The organism is Cellvibrio sp. PSBB006, assembly GCF_002162135.1.
GTDB lineage: Bacteria > Pseudomonadota > Gammaproteobacteria > Pseudomonadales > Cellvibrionaceae > Cellvibrio.
The window spans coordinates 5,214,102-5,235,810 of the sequence record NZ_CP021382.1 but is presented as its reverse complement, the minus strand read 5'-3'; the positions used below and the strand labels follow the sequence as shown (position 1 = coordinate 5,235,810).

17 protein-coding genes are annotated in these 21,709 nt (G+C 49.0%); 3 read left to right on the top strand and 14 right to left on the bottom strand.

What is annotated here, in order from left to right:
- Positions 1-4: 4 nt before the first annotated feature.
- From CBR65_RS21840 to ectA, 6 genes are all read right to left on the bottom strand, one after another.
- The gene (locus CBR65_RS21840; RefSeq protein ID WP_087468824.1) at positions 5-1,528 is read right to left on the bottom strand and encodes a BCCT family transporter; all 1,524 of its coding nucleotides are present in this window, start codon (positions 1,526-1,528) and stop codon (positions 5-7) included.
- A gap of 65 nt (positions 1,529-1,593) precedes the next feature.
- Positions 1,594-2,496: a CDC27 family protein gene (locus CBR65_RS21835; RefSeq protein ID WP_087468823.1), complete on the bottom strand. Its 903-nt coding sequence runs from the start codon at positions 2,494-2,496 to the stop codon at positions 1,594-1,596.
- Positions 2,484-3,920 (bottom strand): aspartate kinase, encoded by a 1,437-nt coding sequence (locus CBR65_RS21830; RefSeq protein ID WP_198300841.1) that lies wholly within the window; start codon positions 3,918-3,920, stop codon positions 2,484-2,486. The genes CBR65_RS21835 and CBR65_RS21830 overlap by 13 nt, the downstream gene beginning before the upstream one ends.
- Positions 3,921-3,994: 74 nt before the next feature.
- Complete coding sequence (locus tag CBR65_RS21825) at positions 3,995-4,393, bottom strand: ectoine synthase (protein WP_087468822.1); 399 nt, start codon at positions 4,391-4,393, stop codon at positions 3,995-3,997.
- Positions 4,394-4,475: 82 nt separating this feature from the next.
- Positions 4,476-5,750 (bottom strand): diaminobutyrate--2-oxoglutarate transaminase, encoded by a 1,275-nt coding sequence (ectB, locus tag CBR65_RS21820; protein ID WP_087468821.1) that lies wholly within the window; start codon positions 5,748-5,750, stop codon positions 4,476-4,478.
- 137 nt (positions 5,751-5,887) lie between these two features.
- Entirely contained in the window at positions 5,888-6,424 is a 537-nt protein-coding gene (ectA, locus tag CBR65_RS21815) for a diaminobutyrate acetyltransferase (RefSeq protein WP_087468820.1), read from the bottom strand.
- A 256-nt stretch (positions 6,425-6,680) separates the two neighbouring features.
- On the opposite strand from ectA, the gene CBR65_RS21810 reads away from it, so the two are divergent.
- Positions 6,681-7,154: a MarR family winged helix-turn-helix transcriptional regulator gene (locus CBR65_RS21810; protein ID WP_087468819.1), complete on the top strand. Its 474-nt coding sequence runs from the start codon at positions 6,681-6,683 to the stop codon at positions 7,152-7,154.
- Positions 7,155-7,203: 49 nt separating this feature from the next.
- Here CBR65_RS21810 and CBR65_RS21805 read toward each other — a convergent pair whose 3' ends face one another.
- Both CBR65_RS21805 and CBR65_RS21800 read right to left on the bottom strand, forming a co-directional pair.
- Positions 7,204-7,986, bottom strand: a complete 783-nt coding sequence (locus CBR65_RS21805; protein ID WP_087468818.1) for a hypothetical protein — start codon at positions 7,984-7,986, stop codon at positions 7,204-7,206.
- 315 nt (positions 7,987-8,301) lie between these two features.
- Positions 8,302-9,702, bottom strand: coding sequence for a carbohydrate-binding protein (locus tag CBR65_RS21800; RefSeq protein WP_087468817.1), 1,401 nt, complete (start codon positions 9,700-9,702; stop codon positions 8,302-8,304).
- Positions 9,703-10,356: 654 nt separating this feature from the next.
- Here CBR65_RS21800 and CBR65_RS21795 point away from each other — a divergent pair.
- Both CBR65_RS21795 and CBR65_RS21790 read left to right on the top strand, forming a co-directional pair.
- Positions 10,357-11,538 (top strand): helix-turn-helix domain-containing protein, encoded by a 1,182-nt coding sequence (locus tag CBR65_RS21795; protein ID WP_087468816.1) that lies wholly within the window; start codon positions 10,357-10,359, stop codon positions 11,536-11,538.
- 102 nt (positions 11,539-11,640) lie between these two features.
- The gene (locus tag CBR65_RS21790; RefSeq protein ID WP_087468815.1) at positions 11,641-13,857 is read left to right on the top strand and encodes an FdhF/YdeP family oxidoreductase; all 2,217 of its coding nucleotides are present in this window, start codon (positions 11,641-11,643) and stop codon (positions 13,855-13,857) included.
- Between the two features lie 20 nt (positions 13,858-13,877).
- Here the strand turns inward: CBR65_RS21790 and CBR65_RS21785 are convergent, their stop codons facing one another.
- From CBR65_RS21785 to crcB, 6 genes are all read right to left on the bottom strand, one after another.
- Positions 13,878-16,181 carry a bifunctional diguanylate cyclase/phosphodiesterase gene (locus tag CBR65_RS21785; RefSeq protein WP_087468814.1) on the bottom strand — a complete coding sequence of 768 codons (2,304 nt, stop codon included), beginning with the start codon at positions 16,179-16,181 and terminating at the stop codon, positions 13,878-13,880.
- Positions 16,182-16,556: 375 nt separating this feature from the next.
- Positions 16,557-17,918: a glutathione-disulfide reductase gene (gene gorA, locus CBR65_RS21780; protein ID WP_087468813.1), complete on the bottom strand. Its 1,362-nt coding sequence runs from the start codon at positions 17,916-17,918 to the stop codon at positions 16,557-16,559.
- A gap of 162 nt (positions 17,919-18,080) precedes the next feature.
- Positions 18,081-18,368: a hypothetical protein gene (locus CBR65_RS21775; RefSeq protein WP_087468812.1), complete on the bottom strand. Its 288-nt coding sequence runs from the start codon at positions 18,366-18,368 to the stop codon at positions 18,081-18,083.
- A 155-nt stretch (positions 18,369-18,523) separates the two neighbouring features.
- Positions 18,524-19,909, bottom strand: coding sequence for a siroheme synthase CysG (cysG, locus tag CBR65_RS21770; RefSeq protein ID WP_087468811.1), 1,386 nt, complete (start codon positions 19,907-19,909; stop codon positions 18,524-18,526).
- A gap of 104 nt (positions 19,910-20,013) precedes the next feature.
- Complete coding sequence (gene serS / locus CBR65_RS21765; protein WP_087468810.1) at positions 20,014-21,294, bottom strand: serine--tRNA ligase; 1,281 nt, start codon at positions 21,292-21,294, stop codon at positions 20,014-20,016.
- A 39-nt stretch (positions 21,295-21,333) separates the two neighbouring features.
- Positions 21,334-21,708 carry a fluoride efflux transporter CrcB gene (gene crcB / locus CBR65_RS21760; RefSeq protein ID WP_087468809.1) on the bottom strand — a complete coding sequence of 125 codons (375 nt, stop codon included), beginning with the start codon at positions 21,706-21,708 and terminating at the stop codon, positions 21,334-21,336.
- Between the last annotated feature and the right edge of the window lies 1 nt (position 21,709).

Genomic DNA, 21,709 nt, shown 5'->3' with positions numbered 1-21,709 from the left:
TTGGCTAATCCGACCTACTGGTGTTTTCTTTTTTTAGTTCTTTGGTCAGGGCGATGGCCATGAATACCAGGAGAACGCAAAAAGGGAAACCCAGTGCGGTAATCACATTCTGCAAGGCAGGTAAGCCGCCGCCTAATAATAAGGTGGCGGAGAGTGTGCCGAGCAGTAACATCCAGAACACTCGCTGCCAGGTGCGCGACGCCTGGTTTTCGCGGCGCGATAATAAATCCATCACTAACGCCGCCGAATCCGCCGAAGTGGTTAAAAAAATCACGATGATGACCGCGCTGACGACCGATGTCAGTGTTGCTAACGGAAATTGTTCAAGGAAGGTAAACAATGCGATGGATACATCGGCTTTTACCTGCGTCGCCAGATCCACACCGTAATTTAATTCCAGGTCAATGGCTGACAAACCAAATACTGAAAACCAGATCAGCGTAAATAACAGCGGCGCACCCAGTGCACCCACAATCAGTTGGCGAATACTGCGGCCTTTGGAGATACGGGCAATAAATAATCCCACGTAAGGCGCCCAGGAAATGGTCCAGGCCCAGTAGAAAACTGTCCAGCTTTGTTGCCAGCTGGTGCCTTGGTATGCCTCAGTCCACAGCGACATCCAGGGTAGGTTTTGCACATAAATACCGAGGTTTTGCACCGCGCCCGAGGTGATAAATAAGGTTGGCCCAACCGCCCAGATAAATAGCAACAGCAAGATCGCCAAACCGATATTGAGGTAAGACAAACGCTTGATGCCACGATCCAGACCAAGCGCAACTGATGCGGTTGCCACCATAGTAATGACGGCGATAATGATCATCTGCGACAGCGGCGATACTGAAAAATCAAACAAATAAAACAGGCCACTGTTTAACTGCAATGTACCCAGCCCCACCGAAACCGCCACACCGAACAAGGTGCCGAGCAGCGCGATAATATCAATCACCCAACCGATCGGGCCATAAATGCGCTCGCCCAATACCCCGTAAAATACACTGCTGATTCGCATGGGTAACCCCTTGCGATAGCTGAAATAGCCGATGGCTACTGCAGGCAGGGTAAAGATCGTCCAGGTGTGTAAACCGAAGTGATACAACGCGATATTCATCGCGGCTTTTGCTGCGTCGCGCGTTTGCGGTTCGACATCAACAAACGGCGGCTTGATGAAGTGCGACAAGGGCTCTGCTACGCCCCAGAACATCAGAATGGTGCCAATGCCCGCCGCGAACAACATAACAAACCAGGTAGTGGTGGAATACTCCGGCTGCTGATCATTACCGCCCAGTCGCACATCGCCATACCGGCTGACAGCGATCCAGATAAGAAAAACCAGTAATGCCGTTACGCTCAGCACATAAAACCAGCCGAAATAATAAAAGGTAAAACTACCCAAGGTGCCAAAAAAACGGGCGAATTCCGCGTTAAACGGAATCGCGAAGATGACAAACAAAACTGCCAAAGCGGCAGCGATAAAAAAGATTTGTGGAACGGCACTTAATCCGCACGCTTTGGCCAATCGATCAAACATGGCGTTTTCCTTTTATTATCAGAGCGTTTTATTTAACACAGCGGTTTATGCTGATATTGAAAGATCTATTGCTCGGGTGCGCGCTGACCAAGCAGCTCCTTAAATGCCGGGAAGTCGGCAAGTGGCTGCAAGGCTGCATCTTCAGCAAGTTGATCACGATAACTCTCAACCCGCGACAGGGTTTGTTGCAGATAGTGAATCGCTTCATCGTAATGACTTAACGCGGTGTGCGCACAGGCCAACTGATAAAACGCATGAGCGTTATCTGAATCAATCGCCAGCGCTTGCTGGCACAGGTTAACCGCCCATTGCGGCTCGCCCAGCTCTAACACAGCATCTGCTTTGTAGGTTAGGGCTTCGCAATCGCCCGGCTTGATCGTCAGGATATGATCGTATACCGCAATTTTATTGGCCGGCGCTGTTTCCTGGGCGGCACGCAACCAGAGTGAATGAATTTCCTGCGTGCGTTCAATTTCTTCGCGGTTGGATTCAATATGCTGCGTTTTTTGCGTCAGTTGTTTTTCAATACCTTGCAAGCGCCCTTCATAAATTTCTACCAGTTTGCGCACTTCTTCATCGGCCAGGGTGCCCATCCGCTCTTTGATCTCGCGAATAGACGTCCATCCAACCAGCACCAGGATGGAGCTGACACCGGCGATCAGATAGAAAAAATAGGTGATGGTGTTGGTGGCATAGGTTACGCCTTTATCCACCGACTCAACGTGGCGATCAACAATTTGCTGCAGAATTTCTACTCGCTGGTTTGCCATGTCAGTGCGTAATTGCTTGAGCTCATCCAACACGTAGCGCTCAACAAAAGGGTTGTAGAGCGGTTCCTGTAGTTGTTCTACATGGTTTTCGGCTTGTTGCTGCTGGACGGTGGAATCCGTGTCGGCCGCTTCCTGAGCGCCGGCAATATTTGCCAACGTCAGGAATAACATCGCTCCCGCGATGATCAGGCGGCGCATATAGCGATCCCGTGATCGTGAACTTCAATCAAGCAGCGATGCAAGCTTTGTACAGCAAGATCGTAATCGTCTTCATCGATAATAAACTGCATATCCACCTGACGAATCGATTGATGCATAGCGAGAATACTGATGTTAACCTCCGCTAATGCAGACACTGTTTTTGCCAGCATACCCGGCACTTTCATATCACTGCCAATGGCCGATATTACAGCCACTTTGCGCGTATTAATTTCTGCACCGGTGTATTTTTCTTCCAGCACTTCACGAATACGTTTTACGGTTTTTAAATTCGCTGCCACATAGTGGGTAATGGTGTTGGCGTTCATGTCTTTGCTCACCACATGCGCTTTGAAACGCGCAAGTATGGCGAGAATGCCAGAATCGTATTTATCGATGTTGCCCATCATGTCCTGATCAAACAGTTCGATGGAATAAACCCGTTTGCGCCCGGCAATAATTTCTACCCGCGGTGTATCGCTGACATAGTCACCGGTAATCAAGGTACCGCGATGCTCCGGCTCAAAGGTATTTTTAATTCGCAAGGGAATTTCCGCTTGACGCAAACCTTTGGCAGCACGGGGGTGAATCGCTTCCATACCCAGGTTCGCTAACTGATCTGCAACATCGTAATTGGTACGGCCGATGGGTACCACTTTGCTGTCACCCACCAGGCGTGGATCGGCGCTGCTCAAGTGATATTCTTTATGGATGATCGCTTCGCGCGCCTGCGTTAGTACCGCAATACGGCTGAAGGTCATCTCGCTGTAACCGCGATCAAAACTGGCCATCAAGCCTTCTGAACAATGGGTATAACCGGTGGCAATCAGCAGTTCGTTGGCGTAATCCACATCAGCAAATTGCTGGCGAATCATATCGTCCAGGTTTTCCGCCTGTTCAGCGCGCCAACCTGTTAGATCCACAAACCGTGCGTTAACACCATCGCGGCGCAATAACTGCGTCATGTTCCAGGCACTGTGTGCTTCACCGATACTGGCGAGCATCTCGCGCACGGTAAACAAATGCGAGGTCAATTCAAAGTGGCCGTGCTGACACAGACGTTGCAGATCACTCAGGCAACGCTCGGCATCATCAAGGCGCTGACGAATAAAATCATCGGCTTGCTGACGCAGCTCAGAGTCACCAAAGAGCTCACTGTTGATGACCAGGACGCGTTGGCGCAACGCAATGAATGCTTCCTGCCAGGATGCATCGTTATCGGTACTGGCAAAAAAACCGTACACACCCGGTTGGCCATTGTGCTTGTTTTCCAACAACAGGTTGGTCAAACCACCATAGGCAGACACCACAAAAACACGGTTGTACAGATCCTCGGTCTTGCCATTTTTTAAAACAATGTTATCGCGCACGGCAGCGTAATCCGACATGGACGTGCCACCAATTTTTTCAACGGTATGGGACAAAACAGGCCTCCTGTTTTCTTCATCCTTTTTGATTATGCTTTTTAACTATGCAATTTTTTACAGTGTTCACAGACTCAATCCGCTACCACTTCTGCCTCAAGCGGGTATACACCGTCGGCGTTATGCACTTCTTTGCCATGTAGTGGTGGATTGAATACACAGGCCATCTTCATTTCTTCTTCGGCGCGCAGGATATGCTTGTCATGCTTGTCCAGAATATAAATGGTGCCTGGTGCAATCGAGTGCTTTTTGCCGGTCGCCAAGTCTTCAATCTCACCCTTGCCGCTGATGCAATACACTGACTCGAAATGGTTCTGGTAGTGCATATGCAGTTCAGCGTCTTTATAAATCGTGGTGATATGAAACGAAAAACCGACGTTATCGTTTTTCAACAACAAACGAGTACTTTCCCAGCCTTGCGACACAATGCGACGGTTAGTAGCTTCGGCTTCTTTCAAATTTCTGACAATCATCTTGGTACCTCTCTGTTAATCTTTAAACAGTTGATCTTTAAAAAGTGAGCAGTATTCAATGGGGAAGCTGAATCGAGCAGCTCTAGCCCACTTTACTCAGGATATTTTGTTTAAAGACGTGATCGATGCTTTGCTCAAGAATATCGAGCCCTTGATTCAGGTCTTTTTCATGAATCGTCAGCGGGCAAAAACATTTCACAACCTGGCTACGGTTACCGGCAGTTTCAATAATCAAACCACGCTCAAAGGCTGCGCGACTGATTTTTTCAGCAACCTCGCCATTGCGACATTCCAGACCCTGCATTAAACCACGACCTTTCAAGCGCAATTCGGTTACACCGTGCTTCTCACTGATAGCCTTGAATTTTTTGGTAACGATTTGCGCTTTGGCCTGAATTTCTTCAGCAAACGCATTATCTTTCCAGTAATGCTCCAATGCCGCTGTTGCGGTAACAAACGCGTGGTTATTCCCACGGAAGGTACCGTTATGTTCACCGGGCAACCACTGGTCCAGTTCGGGGTGCAGCAAGACTACTGCCATGGGCAAACCAAAGCCGCTGAAGGATTTGGACAGAGTAACGATGTCAGGTTTGATACCGGCGGGTTCAAAACTGAAGAAAGTACCGGTGCGACCACAACCGGCCTGAATGTCATCTACAATCAACAGAATGTCATGCTTGCGACACAGTTTTTCCAAACCTTGTAACCAGGTTTTTTCCGCCACATTCAAACCGCCCTCACCTTGTACAGTTTCGACGATAGCGGCGGCTGGAAGATCAACACCACTGGATGGATCACTTAGCAATTTATCGATCATCTTTAAGGTATCTGCATCGCGACCGTGGTAACCGCAGAATGGCATACGCGTTATGTTATTCAACTCGACACCGGCACCGCCACGATGGTGCTGATTACCCGTAGCAGCAACAGCACCCAGCGATACACCGTGGAAGCCGTTGGTAAACGACATAATGTTATTGCGCCCTTTTACTTTACGCGCGATTTTTAATGCTGCTTCTACCGCGTTGGTACCGGTAGGTCCAGTAAACTGCATACGATAATCCAGGCCACGCGGCGTCAGGATAAGATCGCGAAAGCTTTGCAAAAATTTGGCCTTGGCATCAGTGTGCATATCCAGACCGTGAGTAATACCGTCCTGCTCGATATAATCCAGCAAAGCTTTTTTCAGCAGCGGATTGTTGTGTCCGTAGTTAAGTGAGCCGGCACCAGCCAGAAAATCCAGATACGCCTTACCCTCGGCATCAAATAAATAGCTGCCGCGCGCACGATTGAATACAACGGGAAACGAACGGGCATAACTTTGAACAGCAGATTCCATCTCATTAAAAATTTTCATGGTGCTTTCCTCTTTGTAAGTTGGCTAATTCGGAGCGACAAATGCAGGTTGTAGTCCTGCTTGTTATCTTGACCTTTGTCGGCTCCAGATAAAGTCGTTAATAAATCAAATGGGGTTATCGCGAGGTAATGCAAAACTCAGGTTATGGGCCCTATTTGCAACAAATGCTCATCGTCGTGCTGACCACCGAAGTGACGGTCACGCGCATAAAAGACGCGGCTCTCCAGCGGTGTATCCAGATCCCGCGCAAGGCTGCGGAATAAATTCCATGATGCCTGGTTATCCGGCGTAATCGTGGTTTCAATAAAGCGAACTTTCCCGGCAAGGTTGCGCAGCAATTGCGCCAACATTTGTTTGGCCAGACCTTGTCCACGCATCGTTTTGGCAATCACAATCTGCCAGACAAATAAGGTGGTTGGCTTGTTGGGAGGAATATAGCCGGACACAAAGCCCACCAATTCACCATTCGCTTCTGCCGCAATGGCGGTATCGCTGAAGTGTGTGCATTGCAGCAGGTTGCAATAAATAGAATTGGGGTCGAGCGGCGGACTGGCAGCAACCAGTTGATTAAGGGCAAAACCATCATCCGGTGTGGGTTTACGCAGGCGCGCCTTGCCTGCGTGTTGCGAGTGTGTCGGTTCAGAGGTTTCCGTACTTTCTGTAATAGCGTGCATAACTGGTATCCCGTATTACTTAGACATAAAAGTAAATATTGCGATGAATATCACGTATATATGGCTTATTTGTTACAATTTAAAGCATTATTGTCTGCCAATGCTCAAATTAAATGCATTGTACACTAAGTATTATTATTTTTCTACCCGGGACCCAGGGGCCAACTATGACAATCGGTTATATGGATAGGGTTTCACCGCGAAACCGCCTACAATTCGCCGAACGATTAAAACGAATGACTACAGACACGATGTTATGAATAGAGCAGAAGATGTATTGGTTGCCTTACGGCGCGTGATACGCGCAACAGAGTTGCATTCCAAACAATTAATCAAAACCGCCAAAGTCACCGCACCACAACTTTTGTTGATGCAGGCAATTCAGCGGCAGGAAAACGCCATCATCAGCAAATTGGCGAATGATGTAAGCCTGAGCCAGGCCACCGTAACCACTATTCTCGATCGATTGGAAAAACGCGAATTGATTTATCGCCAGCGTTCGGAGACGGACAAGCGCAAAGTGCATGTACACCTGACACCACAAGGCCATGACATTTTGCAGAACGCACCCACTGCCCTACAAAATGAATTTGTGCAAAAATTCGATGCGCTGAAAGATTGGGAGCAAACCATGATCCTCACCGCGCTACAACGTATCGCGCACATGATGGATGCACAGGATATTGATGCTTCACCGTTTTTAGCTACAGGGGAACTGGATAGAGGTTAGAAGAAAAGAGGAAAGCAATAGCCCAGATTTTTGGGCTATTGCTTGAGTATTAATGGGAGTGGTCGTCGTGGTTTACCTGTTGTTCAACCTCGTGGGGATAGATGGCATCATCCACATTCGGGTCAATCTTGAAGAGCAGCGCACTGGAGGCAAGCCATCCGTTATTGCCGTGAGCTTGCAGCACATAATGGCCCTCCGGTGTATCCAGCCCGCCGACCGTTAATTTTTCGCCACGGGTAAAACTGACACTATAATTTTGTCCATCCGCGCCTTCTATATGGCCGTACCAGCTGATGCTGTTGTAATCGTGTTTTTCAATACGATCCACCGTCACGCTGTAATCTGCGCCGGTTTCGTCGATGGTGACTTTCACCGCATCACCCGGCATCAAGGTTTCTATCTTTAAACTATCCAGCTCAATAAATTGTCGGCCATCCGTAAACTCTTCCGGTTGCAGTGGTAACTCTTCAGGCACTTCTTCAGCGGTAGCCCAAGCGGTTTGACGCTTCATCGCCGCTTCAACAGCCACCGGATCAAAATGCTGATTGGGTCGCCGTTCCTGCATTGCCGTCAGCCGTTCGTCAAATGAAATGTCGCCAGCATTTTCAGATACATTGGTTGCTGTTTGTGCGGGCTTGGTCTGCGTTGCAGCGGGCGTCGGTCGCGCGGCCGTCATGGGTTCAGAAACAGCTACAGGCGGCTGAGCCTGTTCGGCAGGAGGCTCGGCAACGACAGCAGGTTCAACGGGTTCGCCTGAGCGATTAACGAAGAGCAAGGTTCCAATAGCAGCCACAACAACAATGGCCGCCCAATAAAATTTGTTATCTTTCATAATATTTGCCTTAGCGGGCCAAGATTTCCGGTGAATTATTTAATTGTTTGATATCTGGATCGCCACACTAAAAAGCACCACTCCGTAATACATAAAACCATCAACACACCCATTGCCGATATTTAGGATGTCTGATTACAGGTGCATCACCTGATTAATTTGTTATGCATTGATACCGTTCCCTGCATTAGCGGAGTGGTGAACAGTGGCCTACTGCAAGAAAACCAACCCTGAGACACCAACTCTTCCGTGGAAAATCTGATGGGTTGCCGCATCACATTGCACCGATGCAGCAACTTTTATACACGCGTGCGCTTAACGTCTGATGCGCCACCAATTGATATTCCAACCACCCGCAGCCGCAAAGAGGCCGAAGTTATAGGTACCGGCATTGATGTTGACGGTGTGGGAAATGGTGGTCCAGTTCTGCCATCCACCGGTATTGGGCACATTGATCTGTCCCAGCACGGTGGTACCACCATTCAGGTCCAGCGAAATACGACCGCCGCCGTTTGGACTGGCAACCCGGTATTCAATGGTGTAAGTACCAGAGGTAGGAATATTGATATTGCTGTATGCCATCCAGTCGCCGGTTTCAATCCAGCCTACGTTCTGGCCACCGCCATTGTCTGTGGTCGCTTCGAGCTGTACGCCCTGGCTGGAAAAATAGCTCTCCGCCTGGACAGTTCGGTTAAAGCCGCTGGTGTTTTGCGCAACTACCACGGAAGTGGCCAGATCATTGAAGCCTTCATCAACCAGACAGCTGTCATCGCCAGTTTTGGTGACGGCATTACCGGTGAAATTGTCATGCTCGTAGAGCGTTATGCGATACCCGCTTTGCACACGTAGCGAAGAAATATCGTCGTTGCGAACACCACGCGCCAGCAGCTGACCCAAGGTGTAGTTGCCGACAGGAAGCCCCACGTTGTAACCGCCATAGTTGCAATGCTCTGCGAGCGTTACAGGGCCGCTGGTGCCGGCTGTAGGACGGAATGCAGCAATGTCGTTACGCACATTGTGAATCGCCAGTGCGCCGTAGGCCTCTTCCGGGTGCCCTACGGGAAGACCGCAAGGTAAGCCGCGACAGGTCAGATTGGGGTTGGAGAAACGGTTAACACGGGAGGCGTTGAACACACCTTCGTAAGCCATGATATCCACGAATACGTTTTGAACGCCGTAACCAACGCCATAACGATAGCGTGCGCCGGACGTATCACCCTGACGGCGGGAGTGGTTCAGCCCCATGTTATGACCCAACTCATGCGCCATCACGATCGGGCCGCACTGTGGGGCCGAGACATTAAATGCCCAGTTTCTGTCTACCGCCACATAACCCACACCGCAGGCACCGGTCTGGTGTAATTGGGCTACAAAGTCAGCACCCAACTGGTCACGCATCGCACCGACGGCGGCATTCTGGCGTACCGCGTGCAGAACGTCAGTCATATTAGAACCGGCCTGCTGGTTGCGGCGTACACCGACCAAACGCAATTGCACATCAATCTGGCTATCCGCGTAGGCGGCGTTCATCTGGTTAACCCAGCTGTTCATTGCGGTTTGGGGATCGCCACCGAAGTAGTTGGCTGTGTAATCATCGTATAAGACAAGAAGATCAACGGTGACAGCCTGAGCCAGACTGGCAAAGGCACAACTCATTGCTACGCCCGCCACCATTACCGATTTTTTTACCGCTGTTGTTATCGTTTTCGCTTTCATTGCTCACCCTCTATTGGTTCTATTTCTTACGAGTTGAATGAATTATGTTTAGGGGAAGCAGCCCCCAAGGCTGTGATTGGCATAAGATCGCACTTCCTGCACAAGGCGGGTCTAACCCACTACCCCAACTTCGAGCCTGACCCGACCAAATTAAGTACCAAAACTGACACCTCTCACATGAAAAAAAGTACCACCATCCCTAAAATCATGTACAGAACTTCAATCACAACCTGCAAATATTCCCAGTTACGGGTTTAAGTGGGAATTACCGGGGTGAAAAAGCGGTGAAAGTCCGAAAGTCCCACTATTAATCTGGGACATCAGTCATTTGTTTATATAAATCCACTGAATAATAAGATTTTCTTTTTATTGCGAATGCTGCGATCGACACGGAAACCCGTGGTGCGCATAGCCGCGAAAACCGGGCGTCTCACTTTTTATTTTGTCGATGTGGGACGATTCCGGCAGAAGATGACCGGCCACCTCAACCATTGAGTGCTTTTAAAAGGCAGCGTTTTAGGCGATAGTAATGCACACTCACCCGCTCAGATTGAGCCACCGCCATCTCACCGGTACATTGACGTACCCCATCGCACGACGGATATGCCGAGAGACCGGGAAAAATAACAAGTAGCCTTTGTGGAGTCGGTCGTCTTGAACAAAGTACTTTTCAATTTCCATGATCTGGTCCTGATCGTTGTCATTATTGAAGGGCTGATCCTCTCGTTAATGACTATCTTTACCAAACGTAACCTCAGCAACCTGTTGCTGGGACTATTTTTGTTCCTCAGTGCGGCGATTGCCTTCGATGTCCTTATTTATTGGTGCGTGCCACTCAGGGATATCCTGGCGGAGATGTCCCCCGCCCTGTTTTTTGTGATGGGTTTTGCTTATTTCCTGCAGGGACCGATGCTCTACTGGTATACCAAGTCGCTGCTTTATCGTGACTTCCACTGGAAACGGTCGGACCTGCTGCATCTGATACCCTTCTTTGTTTATCCCTTCTTTATTTACTTCAGCGTCTACCGCCACGACGAGGAGTATCAACTGGTATTGATTTACGACTATCTGACGATGAGTCGACTGGATCATTTCGCCGTTTACATTTGGGCTCAAAAACTGTCGCCGCTGATCTACGGCATTTTCGCCATCAAGCAGATGGTCAGCTACCGGCGGCGTATTGAAAACACTTATTCAGATACCACACACATCGATTTTTCCTGGCTCAATCTCCTATTGTGGTTATTCCTACTGGCTTGGCTATGGGCGCTTGCTACCCATGTTCTCGCCCAATTCACTCCGGTCAGCGTCAGCAGCGCCATGGGCGTCACCAATAATTACCTGACACTGATGTTGGTCAATGCATTGGTGGTCTATAGCCTGAGTCATTCAGGTGTTTTTTCGGGCATTCACATGGAAACCCCGGCACCCGCGAGCGAACCGGAAGTGGTGGAGAGCCTGCCACCAACCTATGGGGAATTGCTGAAAAATGCCATGCAGGAAAATCGTTTTTATATGGTGGTAGATATCACTCTGGAACAACTGGCGGATAAGTTAGCCATTTCACCCAAAGCCTTATCAGCGACCATCAATAGCGACTTCGGGCAGAATTTCTTTGAGTTCATTAACTATTACCGTGTTGAACATGCCAAACAGCTTTTAATGAACAACCTCGACAAGAATCTGGATATGCAAAGTGTCATGCAGGAATCAGGCTTTAATTCCAAGTCGGCGTTCCATCGCTTCTTTAAGAAGTTTACGCAAATGACACCTGGCCAATTTCGTAAGAAATACCTGACGGAGGCCGAGCCGGACGGAAAACATGCCAATGCCTGAGCCTTCGGGGCATTTAACGTATTGCATCGTCAGGTAATTCGCCTTAGCCTCCCGACACCGGGCCGATAGTGCTCTCGTTTATTGTCTTGAAGCGGTAGGTGTATGTCAGAAAAAACCTCAACCCAACCCACGCAACCGGCACACCCCGTTCGGATTGTCGGTGGCGGCCCTAAAAAAATCCTGTACACCCTGAAGACGGTCGGGCGTATTGGATTATTAAATTCCGCCAAGGCATTGAATAGCCGCAATGCTTGCAAGGCCTGCGGCCTGGGGATGGGTGGCCAACGGGGCGGCATGACCAACGAACTGGATGAGTTTCCTTCGGTCTGCAATAAAAGCATCCAGGCGCAATCCACCGATATTCAATCACCGATTCCACGTGAAATTTTTGATCATCCGCTGGCGGATTTTCAGCAACTTTCCGCTTATGAATTGGAGCACCTCGGGCGGCTGAACGAGCCGATTTACAAACCGGCCGGAAGTGATCGTTATCAACCAATATCCTGGGACGAGGCGCTGACATTGATGGCTCAGCATTTTGCCGACACACCACCGGAGCGCAGCTTTTTTTATAGCTCGGGGCGCTCATCCAACGAAGCCGGTTTTGTCTTGCAACTGCTCGCTCGACTTTACGGCACCAACAACGTTAACAATTGTTCCTACTACTGTCATCAAGCTACCGGCGTTGGCTTACACAATGTCATAGGCACGGGCACGGCTACTATTTCACTGGAAGATTTGGGGCAAACCGATTTGATCTTTGTCATTGGTGCGAATCCGGCATCCAATCACCCGCGCTTTGTGCATCAACTGAAAAATTGTCGCGATCGGGGCGGTCAGGTCATTGTGATCAACCCTGCGAAAGAACCGGGGCTGGTGCGTTTTGCTGTACCCAAAAGTGCCAAATCCCTGCTCAGTGGCGGCACCTGGATTGCCTCTGACTATGTGCAACCGCGTATTGGCTCCGACCTCGCACTGCTTACCGGTATCGCCAAAGCGTTGCTGGAAAATGCACAGATTCAGCAGGATTTTATTGCCGCGCATACACAAAACTTTTCGGCTTACGAAGAAAGTTTACGCAACACCGACTGGGCAAGCTTGACCGCGAGCTGCGGTATTAATAAGGAACGTATTGAACATCTGTCCCACTGCTACGCGCGCGCCGAACGCGCTGTCTTTGCCTGGGGCATGGGCATTACCCATCATTTACAGGGCGTAGACAATGTAGAGGCCATTGCCAATCTTGCGTTGTTGCGCGGCATGATCGGCAAACCGGCAGCAGGCTTACTGCCACTGCGCGGCCACAGCAATGTTCAGGGCATTGGTACTATCGGTGTTAAACCGGTGTTACCGGAAGATGTTTTTCATCAACTCGAACAGACTTTGGGCGTTCAATTACCGACCGCGGCTGGCATGGATACCCTCGCCTGTCTGCAAGCAGCTCATGATGGCGCCATTGATACAGCGCTATTGATGGGCGGAAATTTATTTTCTGCTACACCCCATGCAAGCTGGGCGCGTACCGCGCTGGATCGCATCGGCTTCAAAGTGTTTATGACCACCACACTCAACCGTGGTCATGTCACCGGTATTGAAACAAGTGAAGCGTTGGTTTTACCGGTCACTGCTCGCGATGAAGAGTGGCAAGCAACTACACAAGAGTCTATGTTCAATTATGTGCGCTTGAGCGATGGCGGTATCAATCGTTTAAGTAATATCCGGCCGGAGGTCAGCATCCTGTGTGAATTCGGCAAACGATTATTACCGGATTGCCCGCTGGATTTTGACGAGTTCAAACAGCATCAAAAAATTCGCGCCGCCATTGCGGCCACCGTACCCGGCATGGAAGCCCTTGCCGACATCGGTACTACGCGGCAGGAATTTACTATCGATAAACGTGTGTTACACACACCGGAGTTCCCAACCTCATCGGGTAAGGCGGAATTCAAGATTAATTCGCTTAGGTCGCCGGAGGCCAATCACGACTTTCCTTTTATGCTTGCGAGCATTCGCAGTGAAGGACAATTTAATTCGATTATTTACGAAGAGAACGACAGCTATCGCGGTACCGATACGCGCTGGTCGGTGCTTATGAATGCAGACGATATTGCCGAGCTCGGCCTTGCCGCTGGCGATTATGTCAACCTGCGCTCACCCTTTGGCGAAATGCAGGCGGTAAAGGTGTTTGTGTTTGATGTGCCGCGCAAAAACCTGCTGGCGTATTATCCGGAAGCCAATATATTAATCGGCACAGCGCAAGACCCGCGCAGCAAAACACCGGCATTTAAATCAGTGGCTATTGCAGTTGAGTGTGCGTAAACAAAAAACTTACGCGGGTATTAATCCACTAGCAGCGCAGATTCAGGTTCACGCATCATATTGATTGCCTGGCCTTCGGCGGCAATAATACGATCCAGCCATTCACCGGCAGGCCGCGGCCGGGAGAAATAATAACCCTGCATCATCTGGCAACCCATATCCACCAGGTATTGATACTGTAGTTCATTTTCGACCCCCTCAGCCACCAGTTCAACATTCAACGACTGCGCCAAACTGAGCGTGGTGTAAACAATTTTGATATGTTGTGCGTCTGAAGTCAGTTTATCGATAAAACGCTTATCGAGTTTTATCGCGTCGGCAGGAATATCAATAAGTTGTGCGAGAGATGCGTGGCCGGTACCAAAGTCATCAATGGCGAGGCGATAACCAAGTTGCTTTAATTCATGCAAGCGTTTATTCACGTAGGGGTTCAGCATGGTCAAATGGGTTTCAGTAATTTCCAGCTCCAGCTTTTCCACCAGCCAGGGGCTTTCTTTACTCAACATGACCAACTCATGAAAAAACTCTTCGTCTTGCAATTCTGCGCCAGCCAGGTTTATGGCAAGTGAGTAACTCGCGTTGACGCGCCGCCAATCTTTGAGTAATTCCACAGCGCGCTCCAGTACCTGACGTGAAATCGCCGGAATCAACCCCAAGCGTTCCGCCAGCGGGATAAATGCATCCGGCATAATAATTTCATCCAACTGCGGCCACCGAATAAGTGCTTCAAAGCCGCTGATCTCACCAAGATGATTCACCTTGGGTTGCAACCATAGTTCAAACTGCCGCTGCTGAATGGACTCTCGCAAGGATTGCGCCATATGGAAATCGTTATTCATCTGCGACGCCTGGGCCTTATCAAACAGCATGCAAGCTTCCTGTGCAGTACATTGATCCAGTGCAATCTCACATTCTTCAATGCCGGTTTCAATATGGCTTCTCGGCGTTAAACTGAATGTAATACCGATGCGGTAATCCATCACCACCATTTCATCATCCACATTACAAGTGTCGGGCAAAAGCTGCCGCAATGATTGTGATAAACGCTGCGGGTCCGCGGTATTTAAATCGCCGGGAATGGCGATGGCAAATTTTACGCCGCGCAACCGGCAGAACAATGCATTATCCGGCAACTGTTGTTTGACGTTTTTGGTAAAGGCTTTCAACAGCCGATTACCGAACTCATAGCCGTATTCGTGATTGATCATTTTAAGTTGGCAAATCTTCACGATGGCCAACAACATAAAATTATTTTTATTAAACGCTTTAACCTGATCAGTGACCATATCCATAAACAGGATACTGCTGGGCAATTGCGTCAAGTAATCATAATTGGTGAACAACTGTTCCTGCCGAGCTTCACTCAGCTGCGAGGCGAGACGTTTAACATCACTGATATCTTCCAAATGAATCACGCCATTTTGATGACGGGTCAACTCCTGTTCCTTCACCAGAATGGTGCATTGCGGATTGCGTTTCAGTTGATACTCGATACCTACCGGTGGAATACTATCAAGGGATGCATCAGCCGCAGGAAGACGAATCAGCCATTCATCCAATCGCGTATTCAATAATTCTGCATCCGGCACATTCAAGAGTGAGTGCGCCAGTGTATTGGCTTTTAAGATCTTGCCCTGACGGTCACACAGTAACGTGGGGAAAGCAATATGATCGAACATTTCCTCATACAATTGATGGCTGTAATCCAGTTCGTTATTGAGACTTTTTAAACGGCGGGAATTGATCGTCAAGGTTTGCAGGATACGAATTGTCGCCAAGGGAATACAGAAATTAAAAAACAGAAACATTAACCCGTGGATATAAACATGCGCACCAGGCAAGGTAATCGAAAAGTCAAAATAACCTACCGGTAACTGTTTATTAACCAACAACAAAAATGGCACAAGGTTAAAGGCAATAGCCAGGTAGGCTGCTTTAGGGCCAAAGAACAATAATGCTACCAGAGGCAAACTGTAGAGAAAGAGTGCACCGTACTGCGCAAGATCAATATCATCAATAAAGAGCAAGATGCACAGGGCTGCCATCAGCACAATCAGCGTCAACCCGACGGCGCTGGCAAACAATTTTCTGCGTGAAATGTACAGGACCAGCAATAAGGAAAAATAGAACCCACTGGTCAGCGCAATAATGTAATAGAACCCTAACTGATACGCCTGCCATGAGCTGTGAACCGCAATCACAAACACCAGGCATATTCCTGAAAATACAATTATGCGCAACGCACTGAGCTGCCAGTTATAAGGATGTGGGGATGAGAGATCGGATGGGTTAAGTAACAGAAATTTACGCAACAATGACAACATCAAAGGCTTCCGTACACATAAAAATTGGAGTCCAGGCAGAATTGCGACTGACAATACTGAACGCGGCGCGAATACACCATGCCAAGGATGACTTACTGATCGGATCTCAAAAGAGCGGGGATAACAGCGAATTTTTTGGCTGCGTAAGATTGCCTGATTCGGCAAAAAATGTGAAGTGTTTCAACAAAATCACACAATAATATTCATCCGGGACGAATATTCCGAAAGAAAAACAACAATAAAAAGTAATTTGCTTCTAAGAAAGCGCACAGTCTGTTTGGAAGAAGCAAGTACCTGCGCAGTTACCACACATGGTCAGTTGTAAATCTCGACAAAATAACTCTTCCAAGGTGTCACAATTTTCAACATTTTTGATTACATAGCATTATGCGGTTTACGCAGGGTGACAAATTCTTCCGCCAGCGTTGGGTGAATACCAATTGTTCTGTCGAAATCATTTTTGGTTGCACCAGCGGTCAAGGCAACCGCCAGTCCTTGCATTATCTCCGCAGCATCAGGCCCTAACATGTGGCAACCGATCACTTTATCGGTATGGCGATCTACCAACAACTTAATAAACGTCCGTTCATCAGTGTCCGATAATGAAAACGCCATGGGTTTAAAGCGAGTTTGATAAACATCAACCGCTGCATATTTTTCGCGGGCATCAGCCTCGGCCAACCCGACACTGGCAACCGGTGGCTGGGAAAAGACGGCTGTTGGAATGTCCTGATAACTCAATGCATGTTGCGGTTTATCAAACAAGTGACGCGCAAGAATCATTCCCTCTGCCAGAGCAATTGGTGTCAGCGCCAAATGCCCAACCACATCGCCCACGGCATAGATAGAAGGCTCAATCGTTTGATAATGCTGGTCAACTTTAATGGTGCCATTTTTATTCGGTTGAATAGCCGTATTTTCCAGTCCAAGGTTAGTAAGATTTGGGCTGCGACCCGTAGCAAACATCACTTTATTGACGTGCCACTCATGCCCATCATTGGCATACGCGGTAAAGTGGTTATCGTCGACCTTTTCAATGCGTGCAATGTCGGTATTAAAATGGAGCTGCACGCCTTTTTTAGTTAATTCTTCGGCAATCATCTGACGAATGTCCTGATCAAAACCTTTTAGCAACGCATCACCACGATGGCATAAATGGGTTTCCACACCCAAGCCGTTAAAAATACCCGAAAACTCCACACCGATATAACCACCACCGACGATAAGAATTTTTTCCGGCAGCTCATCCAGATAAAAAGCTTCGTTCGAGGTGATAGCATGTTCACTGCCGGAAAATTCCGGCACGACAGGATGCCCACCTGTCGCAATCAAGATGCGCTCTGTTGTATAAATTTTTTCGCCGACTTTTACACAATGAGGATTAACAATATGAGCATGCCCTTCCAATAAGGTTACGCCCGCGTTAATCAATAAGTTGTGATAAACCTGATTGAGACGTGTGATTTCCTGGTCTTTATTTTTACGCAAAGTCTTCCAGTCAAAACGAGCGTGCTTAATATCCCAACCGAAACCCGCAGCCAATTGCAAAAGATCCCGGTAGTGTGCGCTGTACATCAATAATTTTTTCGGCACACACCCCACATTGACACAGGTACCACCGAGATATCGTTCTTCAGCGACGGCCACCCTGGCGCCCAGTTGTGCAGCAGTGCGGCTGGCCCGCACGCCGCCGGAACCTGCACCTATAACAAATAAATCAAAAGCATATTCAGACATTTTCTCCTCCAATCCCTTTTCGCCTCTCGGCAAATAAAAGCAGCGCTGGCACAGTCAGGCTGGCAGACATCGACATTAAACAATGGAAGTTTAGACAGGTATAGCAGGCAAAGTGCCTGCCGGAATAGAAAACAGAAAGGAAAGATAGAATGCGGAAGGTCGTTAAACGTTTACATCAATCCTGGGCCGCTTGCGGCGATCACCACTGACACGGGTTTCCACCATGGTATCGCGCTGCTCGCGACGTCGATCGTGCGCTTTGCGACGATCCACCATAGGTGCTATATGCACCGTACTATCCACTGGCTTATTGACCGGCATGTCCTGTTCTGCGGAATAGCCTTTCACTGCCTTGGTCTTGGCAGTCAAACTCAGAGTGTTGATAGGTCCCAGATAAACCATGATTTCACCTTCAATATTGCTGTTACACCGTTTGTCTATAACCAACATATCGGCATCAACACAGTCAACTTAATGGCGCTATTTAGATCTTGTGATGCTTATCTCATTCTGAATGACGGTATTTCGTAAATCCTGGTTATAACAGTGGCATCGCATCAGTATCTGAGAATGTTGCGGCACCAGGATAGTTCAATCACAACGAGTTAGTGCGGGGAAAACCATCGCAATGAAGCATGCAGTTTGACCACCTCACCGATGATCAACAAGGTCGGACCATGGACATCATTTTGAGCCACAGTCTCGGCGATACTGGATAAATCAGCGATCAACACTCGCTGATCGCGTGTGGTTCCTTTCTCTATCAGTGCCACCGGCGTCTCGGGCGCGCGCCCGTGAGCTATTAATGCCGCACAGATGTCGGCCAAGCCCACCAGGCCCATATAAAACACCAACGTCTGGCCCGGCACAGCCAGCTCCGGCCAGTGCAGATTGGTGCTGTCGTCTTTCAAATGACCGGTAACAAACCGCACCGATTGCGCGTAATCGCGATGGGTTAACGGAATACCGGCATAGGCCGCACAACCGGAGGCTGCTGTAATGCCCGGCACAACCTGAAAAGGAATATGATGTTGTGCAAGCAATTCAATTTCTTCGCCACCGCGGCCAAAAATAAAAGGATCGCCGCCTTTCAGCCGCAATACACGTTTGCCTTGCTGAGCCAGATCAACCAGAAGTTGATTGATATTTTCCTGCTCCATAATGTGTTCACTGCGTCGCTTGCCCACGTAAATCCTTTCTGCGTCGCGTCGCACCAGCTCCATCACACCATCGGAGACCAAACGATCATAAAGCACCACATCGGCTTGTTGCATCAAACGCAGTGCGCGCAGTGTTAATAATTCAGGATCGCCCGGGCCGCCGCCCACCAGATACACTTCACCTTGCGTCAGGCTTGCATCGTCCTGCTGGATTGCGTCGGACAATAGTTTGTCAGCTTGCGCATCCTGTCCGTTAAATACCAGTTCTGCCGCTGGACCCTGCAAAATTTTTTCCCAGAAACGCCGACGTTGATCAGTATCGGCGAATCGGTTTTTTATTCGCTCGCGCCATCGGCTCGCAAATTGCGCAAGCACACCGTAACTGTTAGGTATCAGGATTTCCAATTTGGCACGGATCAGACGTGCCAACACCGGTGACTCGCCGCCGCTGGAAATTGCAATCACCAAGGGTGAGCGGTCGATAATAGCGGGCGTAATATAGGTGCATAGCGCCGGACTATCGACCACATTTACCGGTATGTTGTTGGCTTTGGCATCCTCGGAAATGACTTGGTTAAGTGAATCGATATCCGTCGCGGCAATCGCGAGAACGCAATCATCAACATCCGAAGCCTGATATTCGCGCAGATGAATTTCGCCCTGGCATTGTTGAACCAAGTCGCGCAATTCAGGTGATATTTGTGGTGCAACAACCCGCAAAATTGCCCCGGCTTTTGCCAGCAAACGTCCTTTGCGTGTAGCCACATCGCCGCCACCAACCAGCAGGCAGCGACGTTGTTTGAGATCAAGGAAGACGGGAAAGTAATCCATAGTGCTACGCAAGAAAGATAGTATCGATACAGTGAATCGAACCGCTGCGACCCGATTGACAAATTGACGAGCAGGTTATGAATCCACAACCTGCTCTTTGGAATTTAACAATGCAACGAGGTTATGCCGCCCATATAAGGCTGCAATACATCCGGCACAATGACACTGCCGTCTGCTTGCTGATAATTTTCCAACACAGCCAGCAGTGTGCGACCAATAGCAAGGCCGGAACCATTCAGCGTGTGCAGGAATTCCGGCTTGCCCGTCTCAGGATGACGATAGCGAGCTTTCATGCGGCGGGCCTGGAAATCCCGGAAGTTACTGCACGACGAAATTTCGCGGTATTTATTCTGCGATGGCACCCACACTTCAATATCGTAGGTCTTGGCAGCAGAAAAGCCGATGTCACCACCACAAAGAATGACAGTGCGATGCGGCAAGCCCAACTTCTGCAAAATCGTTTCTGCATGACCAACCAAAGATTCCAGAGCGGCGTCGGATTGTTCGGGACGAACAAACTGCACCAACTCAACTTTTTCAAACTGATGCTGACGGATCATGCCCCGGGTATCGCGCCCATAGCTACCGGCTTCGCTGCGGAAACAGGGTGAGTGACAAACCAGCTTCAGTGGCAGTTGCTCTGCACTTTCCAAAAGTTCATCGCGAAGAATATTAGTCACCGGCACTTCTGCCGTCGGGATCAAATAGAAACCGCGCTCATCTGTCAGCTTGAACAGATCTTCTTCAAACTTCGGCAACTGACCGGTACCAAAGAGTGAATCAGCATTAACAATAAAAGGGACATTAACTTCTTCATAACCGTGTTCGTTGATGTGCGTGTCCAGCATGAACTGCGCTAATGCGCGATGCAAACGCGCAATGCCACCACGCAAGACAGCAAAGCGTGAACCGGTGATTTTGCTGGCGGTATCAAAGTCCAGACCGCCGAGCTTTTCCCCGAGATCAACGTGATCGAGAACCGTAAAATCAAAATCACGCGGCGTACCCCAGCGACGAATCTCAACATTGTCCTCATCACTTTTACCTTCCGGCACTTCGTCAGCCGGCATATTGGGTACACCGCGCAAGAATTCTTCGAGGGAATCCTGGACTCTAACCAGTTCTGCCTCCGCGGTTGTTAAATCCTGTTTCAACTGCTCCACAGCCTGCATCAAGGGAGCAATATCTTCACCGGCCGCTTTGGCTTTGCCAATATTTTTGGAGCGGGTATTGCGCTCCTGTTGCAGCATTTCTGTTTTGGTCTGGATGGCTTTGCGTTCTTCTTCCAGCGCCTTGATGCGTTCTACGTCAAGCACATAACCACGTTTGGCAAGGGCAATGGCAACAGCTTCAGGATTGGTGCGAATTAATTTTGAATCTAACATGGTCGCTAATTACGTAAAGGTTAATAGGAATATACAAGGTTAAAACAATCGCTGCGTCAACAAAACCGAGGCAGTTACCGCTATCAGGCAACCGATGACAGTGGCCAGTACATAGGCGATTGCTGTCATCGCCAGGTCGTTTTCCCATAATGCCAAGGCATCAAGAGAGAAGGTTGAAAATGTGGTGAAGGCGCCGAGAAAACCCGTCATGCTCAACAAGCGCCATTCAGGTGACGCCGCGAGTTTTTCATCGAGCAATACATAACATATTCCGATTAAAAAAGAACCCGAGATATTGACACAGAGTGTCCCCAAGGGAAAACGATTGCCGGTAATCGGCGCCAAATAACTCACGACACCATAACGGGCCATGGCTCCCAAAGCGCCACCAATTGCGACGGCTAACCATTGCATG